This is a genomic window from Rhizobium sp. LjRoot258 (assembly GCF_964254185.1).
Taxonomy (GTDB): domain Bacteria; phylum Pseudomonadota; class Alphaproteobacteria; order Rhizobiales; family Rhizobiaceae; genus Rhizobium.
Genome location: NZ_CAXUST020000002.1, coordinates 1446458 through 1458996, shown reverse-complemented (window position 1 = coordinate 1458996; position 12539 = coordinate 1446458). Strand labels below are relative to the sequence as shown.

Genomic DNA, 12539 nt, shown 5'->3' with positions numbered 1-12539 from the left:
GCATCACTCGCGCCGCTCTTCCATGTGACGTAAGAGGGACCGGCCTTTATGACCACTATCAGCGTAACGGGCGCCATCCGACCGCGCTCGGCTGTCAGATCGTCGGTGCGCAGCAAAGATCCGAGCCTGGCCCGGCGCCTGCCGGTCCTGCTTCTGTTTCTGCCGCCAGCGCTGCTGCTGTTTACGATCTTCGTCATCCTGCCCATGGGGGAGGCGGCATGGTACAGTCTCTACAAGTGGGACGGTTACGGATTGCCGACGCAGTTCGTGGGAATGAGGAATTTCGAGGTACTGTTCAAGAACAGCGCCTTCCTGACGGCGTTGAAGAACAATGCGCTGATCATCGTCATTTCGATCCTGATCCAGATTCCGCTCGCCATCTGGCTGGCGATGATGCTGGCGCACCGGATCGCTGGAGTGGTCATCTTCCGCTTGATCTTCTTCCTGCCCTACGTCTTGGCGGAGGTCGCCGCCGGCCTCATCTGGCGCTTCGTCTACGATGGCGACTATGGCCTGTTTGCCTCGGCCGCCCACCTCATCGGCGTCGAGACACCCTATGTGCTGGCAGACAAGGACCTGGCGATCTATGCAGTGCTGGCAGTTGTCGTGTGGAAGTATTTTGGGTTCCACATGATGCTCTTCATTGCGGGGTTGCAGTCGCTCGACAAAAGCGTGCTGGAAGCCGCAGAAATCGACGGCGCCAGCGGCTGGCAGCGGTTCCGTTACATTACGCTGCCGCTTCTCGGCTCGACCGTTCGCCTGTCCGTCTTCTTTGCTGTCGTCGGCTCACTGCAGCTCTTCGACCTCATCATGCCGCTGACGGGCGGCGGGCCCTTCAACGCGACGCAGACCATGGTCACCTTCCTTTTCAACTTTGGCGTCACGCGCATGCAGGTCGGCCTCGGCAGTGCCGTGGGCGTCGTCCTGTTCGTCATCTGCGTGACGCTTGCCTTCGGCTACAAACGGATATTCATGCGCAATGACTGAGATGGCCTCATCCGCCCGGATCGCGACCGGCACGAAGATCTATCTGTATGTCTCCCTGACGATCATCGCAGCGATCGTACTGGTCCCGCTGCTGACGACGGCACTTGGCGGTTTCAAGGATCTCGGCGACCTACGCACCAACCCCTTCGGGCTACCGGTCGCATGGCATCCGGAAAACTATACCGACATTTTCTTTGGGGACCGCTACTGGCGGCAGATGATGAATTCGCTGATCATCGCCACGCTAACGGTCTGTTTGACGGTTTCGGTCTCGGCCATGGCCGCCTTTACCTTCGCGCATGTGAAGTTCTTCGGCGCGGGTTTCCTGCTCAACTACTTCTTGATCGGCCTGATGTTTCCGGCTGCGACCGCCATCCTGCCCCTGTTCATCCGGATCCGTGACCTCGGCCTGTTGAATTCTTACTGGGGCGTTGTCCTGCCGCAGGTCTCCTTCGGCCTGGGCATGAGCATACTTCTGTTCCGGAACTATTTTCGCAACCTTCCGGAAGAATTGTTCCAGGCGGCAATCGTCGACGGCTGTGGCTACATCCGCTTCTTCTGGCATATCTCGCTGCCGCTCTCGCGGCCGATCATCGCAACTGTCAGCATCATCTCCTTCGTCGGCAGCTGGAACAGCTACATCCTGCCGCTGATCATGCTGAATTCGGAGACGATGTACCCATGGCCGCTTGGCATCATGGTCTATCGCGGTGAGTTCGGCACCGCCTGGCAGCTGGTGCTCGCCTTCATCACGCTGACAATCATGCCGACGATCATCGTCTTCTTCCTGGCACAAAAGCACATCATCGCAGGCCTGACTGCTGGTGCTGTCAAAAACTGATCGGCTCTGTCGGCAGGCGGGTCGTTCATGCTATGCCGACCCCGCCGACCACAGTGCGTGAAAGTGGTGCACGGGTCCGTGGCCAGACCCGACGCTCAGCTCGTCGGCATGGGCGACGGCATCAGCAAGGTAGACCTTGGCACGCGTGACCGCCTCGTGAACTGATGCTCCTTTCGCCAGTTCGGCGGCAAGCGCGCTGGAAAGGGTGCAGCCGGTGCCATGCGTGTTTGCGGTCGCAACGCGTTTTGCCTCAAACCATGCCAGCCCGGAGGCTGTCGACAGCACATCCGGGCTTTCGTCGCCGGCCAGATGTCCGCCCTTGACGAGGACAGCCTTGGGACCGAGCTGGCGAAGACTGTCTGCCTGCTCGGCCATGTCGCTGCGTGTGGCCGCGGCAGAGACATGAAGCAGTGCAGCCGCTTCCGGCAGGTTTGGCGTCAGCAAGGTTGCAAGTGGCGACAGACGCTTGGACAGAACGTCGACAGCGGAGGGGTCGAGTAGGGCAGCTCCACCCTTGGCGACCATGACGGGGTCCAGAACGATCGGGATACCCTGGTAGGGCACAAGCGCATCGGCGACGGCGTCGGCGATCTCGGCCGTGGCAATCATGCCGATCTTGATGGCGTCGACCCGCACGTCGGCAAGAACCGCCGCAATCTGATCCGCAACGAAGGCAGCAGGGACCAGATGGACGCCGCAAACGCCTTGCGTGTTCTGGGCGGTCAGCGCCGTCATCACTGCCATGCCATAGACGCCGCGCGCGGAAAATGCCTTGAGATCGGCCTGGATACCGGCCCCGCCGGAGGGATCGGAGCCTGCAATGGACATCACGTTTCGGATCATGTTCTTGCCATTTGGATGTTCTTGGCGATCTCTCGTGCCGCCAGCTGTGGATCGGGCGTCCCGCAAATCGCCGAGACAACCGCAAGCCCATCGGCCCCGGCGGCAAGGACGTCACCGACGTGGGCGGATTTCAGGCCACCGATGGCGACGACCGGTACGGGACAAACCTTGATCAGGCGCGAAAGCCCTTCAAAGCCGAGCGCGGGTTTGTGGTCAGGCTTCGTCGCTGTCGCAAAAACCGGCCCCAACCCAGCATAGTCGACAGCTGCGGGGTCGATTGCTGCCGCCAGCGCCGCCGTTTCAGCCGAGAGGCCGAGGATCATGTTCGGGCCAATCAATTGCCGCGCCGTGATCGCATCGATGTCGTCCTGGCCAATATGCAGCCCGTCGGCGCCAATAGCGATAGCCGCCTCCACGTCGTCATTGACGATCAGCAGAGCGCCGGTGCCGGACAATGCCACCTTGAGTGCCCGCCCAGTCTCGATCATCCGTGCCGTATCCGCATGCTTGTCGCGCAGTTGCACCATGGTCGCTCCCCCGGCGACCGCCGCGCGGGCGGTCTCCACCATGCCGAAGGCGGCGCAAAGGCCCGGATCGAGGACGAGGTAGAGAGAAAGATCGAGGTTTCTCATGCCGCGCGCACCCTGGCATGGCGATCGAGCGTAGCAGCGTCAAGCGCGGCAAGTGCATCGAGGAAACGCCAGGAGAACGAGCCCGGGCCGTCCGCGTTGCTGGCTGCCATTTCGCCGGCGACAGAAAAGGTAGCAAGGGCTGCAACCGCTGTCGCGAATGGCGCGCCGGGCCGAATGGCCGCAAATGCGCCAATAAGGCAGGTCAGCGAGCAGCCAAGCGCCGTGACCCGCGGCATCAAAGCCGAGCCACCCTCGATACGAGCCGCCCGGTCGCCATCGGTGACGAAATCGACAGCGCCGGTTACCGCGATCGTCGCTCCGTGTGTCCTGGCTAGTAGCCGGGCAGCGTCCTCAGCCTGGTCGACTTCATCGCGGCTATCCACGCCTTGACCACGGCTCGCCCCGCCGGCAAGCGCGATGATTTCGGAGGCATTGCCGCGAATGACGGTGGGGCCGAGTTCCAGCAGCCGGTCCACCGCCGCACGACGAAAACCGGTTGCGTAGTGGGCAACCGGATCGAGAACAAAGGGCTTGCCGGCCTGGCCGGCCGCGCTGGCGGCTGCCTGCATGCCGCGCAGCCAAGCTGACGAGAGTGTGCCGATGTTGATCGTCAGGGCGCCGGCGAGCGCGGCAAATTCACCAGCCTCTTCTTCCGCATGCACCATGGCCGGGGAAGCGCCAGCTGCCAGAAGAACATTGGCTGCGATGTTCATGGCAACGAAATTGGTGATGCAGTGGACGAGCGGTGGCTGCGCTCGCAATTCGCCCAGCAGCGTTCCCGGCGAGGTCTGATCTTGCATGATGTGCCTTTCGACCGGGGAGAAAGGCGCAGGGACAGCCGCGGGAAGCCGACAGTCCCGAGCGACTCCCTCCGCCGGCATTATCCGGTTCAGGTTCAAAGGGTGCTTCTCAGCCCACCATACGGAGGGCGCCCCTGTCTCTCATCGCCTTCTTGTCGCAGAGAAGCAGGCGACTGTCACCCATAAAATGGACATCGCCGGACGTGGCCGGCGACGTCGCGCGCGAAAAGCGGCGTCCCGGCTATTCCGCCGCCTGATAGATGTTCCGGTCAACGACAGAGGCTCTCGGACCGAGTGCGGCCGCAAGCGTGACGAGGACCGCAAGGACCGCGACAAACGTGATGCCGGCGAAATACGGATCCCAGCCGAAACCGGAAGCCGCACCAAATATGGCCGAGGCTGCCGCAAGCACGATGCCGCCACCGATCTGGAAGGAAGCAAACAACAGCCCCGATGCGAGCCCGGACTGATCCTCGCCAACGTCGGAGAGTGCCGCAACCTGCACTGAGGGATAGGTCATGGCGTAGCCGACACCAAGCGGGAGCTGTGACAGGACGACCAGCCAGACCGGGTTGATGTGGCCAACGCTCAGGATCCAGAAGATGTAGCTGAGGGCCTGCAGCGCCACCCCAAGCGTCATCAGCCCGGTCGTGCCACGATTTTGCGCGATCGTCGCAAAGCGTGGCGCCAGGAACATGACGCAGACGCCGCCGAAGGCAAAAGAGAACCCGGTCGCGAAGGCCGACCAGCCAACGACTGTCTGATAATAGAGCGTCGCGATGAACTGGAAGCCGACATAGACGCCCTGGAACAGCGCAGCAATGGCATTGGCGTGGGAGAGCTTTGCCCGCCGGAATATCGCAAGCGGCACCATCGGATCAGCATGACGGGATTCGACGATCAGGAAGAGGCCGATCAAAGCGGCCGCCGCCACGAGCGCACCCCAGGTCGGCACTGCCTGCCAGCCATCGGCCGCAGCATTGGTGATGCCAAAGACGAAGAGCAAAAGTCCCGGCGTGATTGTTATCGCGCCAGCCCAGTCGAACTTGGCACGCGGCCCGCTGCGCTGCTGGTCTGCCGGCAGCACGAAAGGAGCAATCGCCAGCGCGATAATGGCGACCGGCGCACCCATGACAAGAGTTGCCCGCCAGCTGAAGACCGTCGCGGCACCGCCCAGCACCATGCCAAGGACAAAGCCGGTCGCGCCAGTCGAGGCAAAGATCCCGAGCGCTTTCGCCCGCGCCGATCCTTCGCCGAACACCGACAGAAGCAGGGCAAGGGCAGCGGGTGCCGTAAACGCAGCGGCGATGCCCTTTATCAGGCGTGCGGCGATCAGCGTCGGGCCGCTATCGACAAAGCCGCCGGCGATGCTGGCGGCAGCGAAAATGGCGAGCGACCAGAGGAAGACGCGACGGTGGCCGAAAACGTCCGCGACGCGCCCGCCCAGCAACAGGAAACCGCCGTAGCCAAGCACATAGGCGCTGACGGCCCACTGAAGGGACGTGGCCTTCATGCCGAGCTCGGCCTGTATCGCCGGAAGCGCGACGCCAATCGTGGACACATCCATTGCATCAAGAAAGTTGGCAGCACAGAGCAACAGTAATGCCAGGCCGGCTCCGCCTTGAGATCTCGAAATGGTCATGAGTGATCGTTCCTTTCTGCCGACGCCCCGGGAGGAAGCTTTGAGCGTCAGGGAACGAGAAAATGTACACCTCCCGAACCTATTGCAAATTGATAGTAACCATGTCAGGTATTACTGATAATGATGAATGACACGATCCTCAGAAAGATAGACCTCAACCTGCTGCTGGCTTTCTCGGTGCTGATGCAGGAGCGCAATGTCTCTCGTGCTGCCGAGCGGCTTCTGCTCGGCCAGCCAGGCTTGTCGGCGGCCCTAAAGCGGCTGCGCGAGACGCTTGACGACGAGCTGTTCGTACGGGTCGGGCGAGGTCTGCAGCCGACCCCACGCGCGCTTGCAATCGCGCCGGCGATCGAGGATGCGCTATCGGGCATCGAGCGCGCCATCCGGCCGCCGGCCGCCTTCGATCCAAAGATCTGGCAGGGCGAGTTCAGGATCGGCATGTGCGACAATCTGGAATCGGCGTTCTTCGGGCCGCTGGTGGCGCGTCTGCGCGCACTGTCCCCGGGTGCGCGTCTGATCGGGGTCGCCGCCGACAAGCGCGATGCTGCCCGCATGCTTGACGACGGTGCTTATGATTTCAGCGTCGCGGTCCACGAGGAACCGGCGTCCTGGCATGTCCGGGCGCCGCTCTTCAGCCAGTGTTCGGTCTGCGTCTATGACCCAGCCCAGCTGAAGCGCAAAGCGCCGCTGACGCTGGAAGACTTCGTCAATGCCGCACATGTCACCGTGTCCTTTGAGGGCAACAGTGCGACAAATGTCGACACAGTCCTTGCCAAGGCCGGTCTGCGCCGCCAGGTCGTGGCCACCGTACCGCGCTTTTCAGCACTGCCACCGGCGCTGAGGGCGATGCCGGCAATCGCGACCATTCCGGAATCGATCGCTCGCTGCATCGCGCAGTTGCACGGGCTGGAGATCTCGGCGCCGCCGATCGAACTGCCCGCCGATCCTGTTACGATGCTCTACCGCCGCGTCGACAGGGCGGACGGCCGCTCGGTATGGTTCCGCAAGCTTTTCGTTGACGTCGTCGAAGCCGCGCTCAAGGCGTCCGGCTGCTCCATGACGATCTCGAAGGCCGCTTGACCTTCAAAGGGCCTGCGCCGGATCGTTTCGCGCGTTGATATCGACGGCCTTGGCTGGCCAACTCATCAAAGCTTCATCAAGTTCTGCTCGAGCCGGCGCGCCGATGCGGCCTCCAAATGTCTGGCATTTGATTGCCGCCGCCATCGACGAGGCGCGCATCACGTCCTCGATCGCCATGCCCTCGGAAAGCGTCAGTGCGAAGGTTCCGTGGAAGATGTCGCCTGCCGCCAGCGTATCCGTGGCCGTGATGCACGGTGCTTCGAGATGGCGAATGCAACCGCTGTCGTCGTCGAACCAGTAGGAGCCTCTTTCTCCGAATGTCACGCTAACGAAGGCATGGCTGAAACGCTCCTTCAGCCGGCGAACCATCGATGGCGGCTGCGCCGTTCCTGCCAGACGTTCAGCAGCCGGCTGCGAAAAAACAATATGGCTTGCCGCTGGTGCCAACATCTCGATCACCCCCTCAGGCGCCACGTCACCGTCAAGGATGGCCGGTAGCTTCGCTTCCCGGGCAGCGAGCAGTGTCTGCAGTGCAAGCGATGGCCAGCGCACATCGACCAAAACCGCATCGAATGGGGCGATATCGTCCGCTGTGACCGATTGGACGAGCTGATGCAGACGCGGGTCGTAGAAGGGGATGATCAGGCGCTCGCCGGCATCGTCGATCAGGATCGTCGATACGGCCGAGCGGGCGCCCGCCACGCGCCGCATGCCGCGGGTGTCTATGCCGCTTTCTGCCAGGTCGCCGATGATGCGCTCGCCGGTTTGGTCGTCTCCGACCGCACTCCAGAGGCTGGCGTCCCCACCAAGCTTTGCGACCGCGAAAGCAGCACTCGTGGCCATACCTTCGGCGATCTGCAGCATGTCGTATGGTAGAACTTTGCCTTGCCCGCTGGGCATGGTGCGGACCCTGAAGAGGGTATCGAGAACAGCGGCTCCAACGCACAGAATGTGTCGCTTCGCACGCTCATCGATTGCGGTCGTCAGTGTCACTTCACGGCACCCGCCGTCAGCCCGGCCACAATCTGCCTTTGTGCAAAGACGGTCAGGATCAAAACCGGCAGGGTAACGATCAAGGCGGCCGCCGCAAGCGGCCCCCAGCTGACCTGCTCGAACGACAGCATGTTGTAGACCGCGACCGGCAGGGTGCGGGTCTCACGGCTTGCAAGGACGATGCCGAAGACAAAATTGTTCCAGGAGAAGATGACCGATAGGATGAAGGCCACCACGATTCCCGGACGTGCGATCGGCAGCGCCACAAGGCGGAAAACCTGCCAGGGCGTTGCCCCGTCGATGCTTGCGGCCTCTTCCAATTCCATCGGTGTGGTTTCGAAATATCCGATCATGATCCAGACGACGATCGGAACGGTAACGACGAGATGGATGATAATCTGCGGCCAAAGCGTGCCGAGTAGGTTCAGCCATTGGAACAGCAGGAAGAGCGGGATCAAGAAGGAAAGGCCGGGCGTCATTCGGGCGATCATGATGACGACAGCCGACTTTTCGGCCTTCAGACGCGCAATGCCGTAACCGGCCGGCACCCCGATGATGAGCGCCAAGAGCGTCGCCGCACCCGTGACAAGAACCGAATTCCAAAGGTAAAGGAAGAAGTTATTCTCCGCAAACACCTTTGCGTAGTTCGACCAGGCAAAACGCTCGGGAATGAAGATCGGCGGATAGGCGCCATTGTCGATCTCGTACTTCAGGGACAGAGAGATCATCCACAGGAAGAACAGGACCACCGGCGATATCATCACCAGCGCCACGAACAGAAGTCCGATGCGATCAAGTGCCTTGCGCTTCATCAGCGTGCCTCCCCATCGGACCAGTTGGCGCGCTGCTTGACCATCAAAAGGACGAAGGAGAGCGCCACGATGAGCACGAAGAAGATAACGGCCATGGCCGAGCCATATCCGATGTCGTAGTAGGAAAACGCCGTGTTGTAGAGATAGATATTGATCGTCTCCGAGGCGGTCCCCGGTCCGCCCTGCGTCATCGCATAGATGATGTCAAAGCTTTTGACCGCGTCGATGCTGCGAATGATGACGGCAATCATCAGGAACGGCGCGATCATCGGCAAAGTCAGGTAACGAAACTTCTGCCAGACATTGGCACCATCGATTTCTGCGCTCTCGTAGGGCTCGCGCGGCACTGCCGCCAGGCCACCAAGCACGATCAGCATGACGAGCGGTGTCCACTGCCATGTTTCCACCAGCACCAGCGAGGGAATGACGCTCGTCTGATTGTAGATCCACTCCTGTGGGCCGATCCCGATAAAGGAAAGAAGATAATTCAAAACACCGAGCTGGGGATGGAACATCATCGTCCAGACAAGTGCAATGGCGACGGGGGTCGCCATCATCGGCATGACGAATATGCCGCGCAGAATGCCGCGGAGCGGGAACTGGGCATCGAAGATGAGGGCGGCGAGCGTCCCCAGGAGCAGGGGAGCAACGACGGACAATGTCGTATAGAGCACCGTATGCCACAAGGAATCCCAAAAGCGCAGGTCAACGGCAAGGCGCAGGTAGTTATCCAACCCGGCGAAGACCTGTGCCTGGCCGAGTGTCCAACTGTTGATGCTCATCCACAGGGTAAAGACCCATGGAAAAACAATAACGGCCGCCACGACGATCAGGGCGGGAATGACGAAAGGCCAGTAGTTGGGAGCAAACCGGCCCGGTTTGCTCCTCTGCTTTGCCGTGGCCTTGACCGCTGTTGCGGTTTCCATGCTCACCGAAGACATTATCCCTCGCTTCGTGCCAGCACCGGCTCGAACTGAGTTGTAGCCGTCTTCAGCTCAGCAGCAGGATCGGCGCCGCCGATCATGTTGGTAAGGCCGACACCATAGATGTCGCGGAACTCCGTGACCGGAATAATGATTGGCAGGGCAAGTTGCGACACTTTCGCCGAACCCGCGACAGCGTCCAGCCACGCAGGCGGCATCTTCACGCCTTCGCGTACTTTCTGGTCCTCAAGGACCGATTGGCGGAACGGAACACCGGCGCCGGCCTGAAGCAGGCGCGCACCCATGTCATGGGAAATCGCCCACTGGCAGAAGAGATATGCGGCTTCCTTCTTCTGGCTTGCTGCCACGACGCCGAGACCGTCTCCTGTGGTTGCGGCTGCCTGCGCCTTCGGTCCCTTCGGCATGACGCCGTATCCGACCTGGCCGACGACGCGCGACTTTTCCGGGTTCTCGATCGGCGGTGCAAACCCCACGCCATCAAGCCACATGCCGATCTTGCCCTGCAGGAAGGCCGATTGGGATTCGGCCCAATTGAAGCCGGAGACGCCGGGAGGAGCCGACTTGGTCATCAGGCGCTGGTAGAGCTTGGCCGCTTCAACGGCCTCCTCGGAATTGGTGCGCAGCTTGCCGTCCGGCCCAAGCGGGCTCGATCCGTAGCCGAGCAGCAGCGTCGTCCAAACCGGGGTATTGGCATTCTTGAGACCACGGGCGACGAAGCCATAGGTGTTGGTCGACGGATCGGTGAGCGCCTCGGCAGCACTGGCCATTTCCTCGAACGACGTCGGATAGGAAAGCCCTTTCTTCTCGAAAAGCGCCTTGTTCCAGTAAACGATCCAATAGTCGACCGAAAAGGGCAGGGAGCGCAGGACACCGTCAGAATCCTTGGCGAAGGTCATGCCCGCTTCGGCAAAATCGCTCTCGACCAGCGACCGATCGGTGAGTGAAGGATCCTTGAGGAAGCCACCAATGTCGGCGAGCCAGCCACCCTTTTCGAACTGTCGCTTCTGGACGTGATAGCTCATATGCACGACGTCGAAACTCGGCTTGCCAGAGCTCAACTCGATCGTTGTCTTCTGACGCTGCTGCTGCTCGGGCGTCGCTTCGGCGTTGACCTTGATGCCGGTCAGTTCTTCGAACTCCGGCAGGTATTTGATGAGCGTCTCGCTGCGCGGGCTCTTGACCAGGTTGACTTCCAGCGTCGTGCCGGAAAAGCGCTTCCAGTCGACGGCTGCCGATGCCGTGCGCATGCCGATGAAGCTGCTCGCACCGAGAACTGCGGTACCGGCAAGAAAGCCGCGCCGGGTGGGGCTTAAGAATGATGTTGGCATGTAACTCCTCCTCTTGTTGCCGCCGATCTCCTCATCGCCGGTTGTTATGAAATTAGATCCTCAGGGCGCGATCCCTGGCGTGGTTGATGTGAGCGGCGAGGCTGTTGACTGCATCCTCTGCCGATCGCCTTTCGATCGCTTCCAAAACCTTCAAGTGCTCTTCCATGACGGGGCCGACACGCCCATCGATGCGGAAGCGCTCCTGGCTGATCAGACGCATCTTGATCGAATTGACGCGATAGGCGTTGGAAATGATCGTATTTCCAAGCGCGTCGATAAAGGCGTCATGCATGCCCCAGTCGACGGCTTGCGCGCGCACTTCCAGCTCATGTGAGGCGTCGCCAGTGGCGATGGCATCGGCAATGTCGCGATGCTGCTTGATAAGCCCGCTGATCGTCTCATCGGACGCGGAGCGCGTGAAGAGCGCCACGGCTTCCTTCTCGAGGAAGAGCCGAAGCTGGAACGCCTCGCGAATGAGGTTGAGGTCGATATGGGCAATTTGCAGCCCGCGCTGCGGCACCGTCTTGATCAGTCCCTCGGCCTCAAGCCGCGGGATCAGCTCGCGGATCGCAGCGAGCGTCAATCCAGTCAGCTCGACAAGTCGGCGTTGGGAGACGAACTGACCCGGACGCACGTCGCGCGCCAGCAGGTGGCGCGTGAAGCTCTCATACGCCTTTTCCCGCAGCGTCGGCTGCTCGTCGATTCCCTCCATTGCCTCCCCCTGGTACATGGTGACTATGCTGCCTTGGAGCGGAAAAGTGAATCGAAGGCAAGGATAAGCCGCTCCTGTCCCTCGCGGGATATTGAAACGAGCGGTGGACGAACCGCAAGCCACATCTCTTCGCCGCTGAGACGCGCCACCATGACCTTAACGGCGGCCGTGACCGGAAACTTCAGAAGTTCGGCGACAAAATCCTCGACACGGGCATCATCTATGCCTTCTTCCGCCATAAGCTTGACCTCGCCAGGCAGGAAGTTCGCCATACCGGAGATTGCGCCCTGTCCGCCGAGGCGCACTCCTTTCGCGAGGTGGCGCTCATCGCCGATCAGAATGATGAGATCGCCATGGACCTTCAGGAGCGTTTCGGTGAACGGCCAGTCGCCGGACGAATCCTTCACGCCAGTAACGACGGCTGGAAAAGCTGTCCGCAACCGCGCGATCAGCGACACCGTCAGCGACACCATGGTTACCGACGGGATATTGTAGACGATGATGTCGCGTGCCCTGTCACCCAGGATCGCAAAGACGGCGGAGAACCATTTGAAGACGCCGTCATCGCTGACATTCTTGAAGTAGGAGGGCGGGGCGAGCAGAATGTTGCGCACACCTCGCGAAAGCGCTTGCCCGGCTTGAGCGGCCGCATCCTCGGCGGCATCGACCAGCACAGCCATCACAACCTTCTGAGGCGCGATACCTGCATCCAGAAATGCATTGAGGACACGCACGCGCTCCTGCGTGCCGATCGAAGCTCCTTCGCCAGTGGTGCCGAAAAGTGTGACACTTGAGCATCCAGCCGCAAGGCTTTGTTTTGCCTGCGAAATCATCGCAGCGATAGCGATCTCGCCGTTCGCATCAAACGGCGTGGCAAGCGCAACGGAAAGCCCGAATTTCGCAGTCAACATCAATCCTCCTATCC

The 12539-nt window shown here is 61.2% G+C and carries 13 protein-coding genes and 1 riboswitch; of the genes, 3 read left to right on the top strand and 10 right to left on the bottom strand.

The window, feature by feature from the left end:
- Positions 1-48: 48 nt before the first annotated feature.
- Together ACSQ9D_RS27655 and ACSQ9D_RS27650 are read left to right on the top strand one after the other, a co-directional pair.
- Positions 49-987: a carbohydrate ABC transporter permease gene (locus tag ACSQ9D_RS27655; protein WP_024314655.1), complete on the top strand. Its 939-nt coding sequence runs from the start codon at positions 49-51 to the stop codon at positions 985-987.
- A complete protein-coding gene (locus ACSQ9D_RS27650; protein WP_436285002.1) occupies positions 980-1828 on the top strand; it encodes a carbohydrate ABC transporter permease in 849 nt (282 codons plus the stop codon). The genes ACSQ9D_RS27655 and ACSQ9D_RS27650 overlap by 8 nt, the downstream gene beginning before the upstream one ends.
- 30 nt (positions 1829-1858) lie before the next feature.
- Here ACSQ9D_RS27650 and thiD read toward each other — a convergent pair whose 3' ends face one another.
- The 4 genes from thiD to ACSQ9D_RS27630 form a co-directional block, all read right to left on the bottom strand.
- Entirely contained in the window at positions 1859-2671 is an 813-nt protein-coding gene (gene thiD, locus ACSQ9D_RS27645; RefSeq protein WP_436285001.1) for a bifunctional hydroxymethylpyrimidine kinase/phosphomethylpyrimidine kinase, read from the bottom strand.
- Positions 2668-3303 (bottom strand): thiamine phosphate synthase, encoded by a 636-nt coding sequence (thiE, locus tag ACSQ9D_RS27640; RefSeq protein ID WP_436285000.1) that lies wholly within the window; start codon positions 3301-3303, stop codon positions 2668-2670. The genes thiD and thiE overlap by 4 nt, the downstream gene beginning before the upstream one ends.
- Complete coding sequence (gene thiM, locus ACSQ9D_RS27635; RefSeq protein WP_436284999.1) at positions 3300-4103, bottom strand: hydroxyethylthiazole kinase; 804 nt, start codon at positions 4101-4103, stop codon at positions 3300-3302. The genes thiE and thiM overlap by 4 nt, the downstream gene beginning before the upstream one ends.
- Positions 4104-4152: 49 nt before the next feature.
- Positions 4153-4249: riboswitch (TPP riboswitch) on the bottom strand.
- A 95-nt stretch (positions 4250-4344) separates the two neighbouring features.
- Positions 4345-5745: an MFS transporter gene (locus ACSQ9D_RS27630; RefSeq protein ID WP_436284998.1), complete on the bottom strand. Its 1401-nt coding sequence runs from the start codon at positions 5743-5745 to the stop codon at positions 4345-4347.
- A gap of 120 nt (positions 5746-5865) precedes the next feature.
- Here ACSQ9D_RS27630 and ACSQ9D_RS27625 point away from each other — a divergent pair, with 120 nt between their 5' ends.
- A complete protein-coding gene (locus ACSQ9D_RS27625) occupies positions 5866-6825 on the top strand; it encodes a LysR family transcriptional regulator (protein ID WP_037126097.1) in 960 nt (319 codons plus the stop codon).
- 3 nt (positions 6826-6828) lie between these two features.
- On the opposite strand, the gene ACSQ9D_RS27620 is transcribed toward ACSQ9D_RS27625, so the two are convergent.
- Genes ACSQ9D_RS27620 through ACSQ9D_RS27595 form a run of 6 tightly spaced genes read right to left on the bottom strand, consistent with a single transcriptional unit; the run spans position 6829 to position 12522 of the window.
- Positions 6829-7818, bottom strand: a complete 990-nt coding sequence (locus ACSQ9D_RS27620; RefSeq protein WP_436284997.1) for a sugar kinase — start codon at positions 7816-7818, stop codon at positions 6829-6831.
- Complete coding sequence (locus ACSQ9D_RS27615; protein ID WP_037126093.1) at positions 7815-8630, bottom strand: carbohydrate ABC transporter permease; 816 nt, start codon at positions 8628-8630, stop codon at positions 7815-7817. Before ACSQ9D_RS27615 ends, ACSQ9D_RS27620 begins: the two co-directional genes overlap by 4 nt.
- Positions 8630-9571, bottom strand: a complete 942-nt coding sequence (locus ACSQ9D_RS27610; RefSeq protein ID WP_436284996.1) for a carbohydrate ABC transporter permease — start codon at positions 9569-9571, stop codon at positions 8630-8632. Before ACSQ9D_RS27610 ends, ACSQ9D_RS27615 begins: the two co-directional genes overlap by 1 nt.
- Entirely contained in the window at positions 9571-10902 is a 1332-nt protein-coding gene (locus tag ACSQ9D_RS27605) for an ABC transporter substrate-binding protein (RefSeq protein ID WP_436284995.1), read from the bottom strand. Before ACSQ9D_RS27605 ends, ACSQ9D_RS27610 begins: the two co-directional genes overlap by 1 nt.
- A 52-nt stretch (positions 10903-10954) precedes the next feature.
- A complete protein-coding gene (locus ACSQ9D_RS27600; protein WP_436284994.1) occupies positions 10955-11632 on the bottom strand; it encodes a GntR family transcriptional regulator in 678 nt (225 codons plus the stop codon).
- A 5-nt stretch (positions 11633-11637) separates the two neighbouring features.
- Positions 11638-12522: a dihydrodipicolinate synthase family protein gene (locus ACSQ9D_RS27595; protein ID WP_436285187.1), complete on the bottom strand. Its 885-nt coding sequence runs from the start codon at positions 12520-12522 to the stop codon at positions 11638-11640.
- Positions 12523-12539 lie beyond the last annotated feature (17 nt).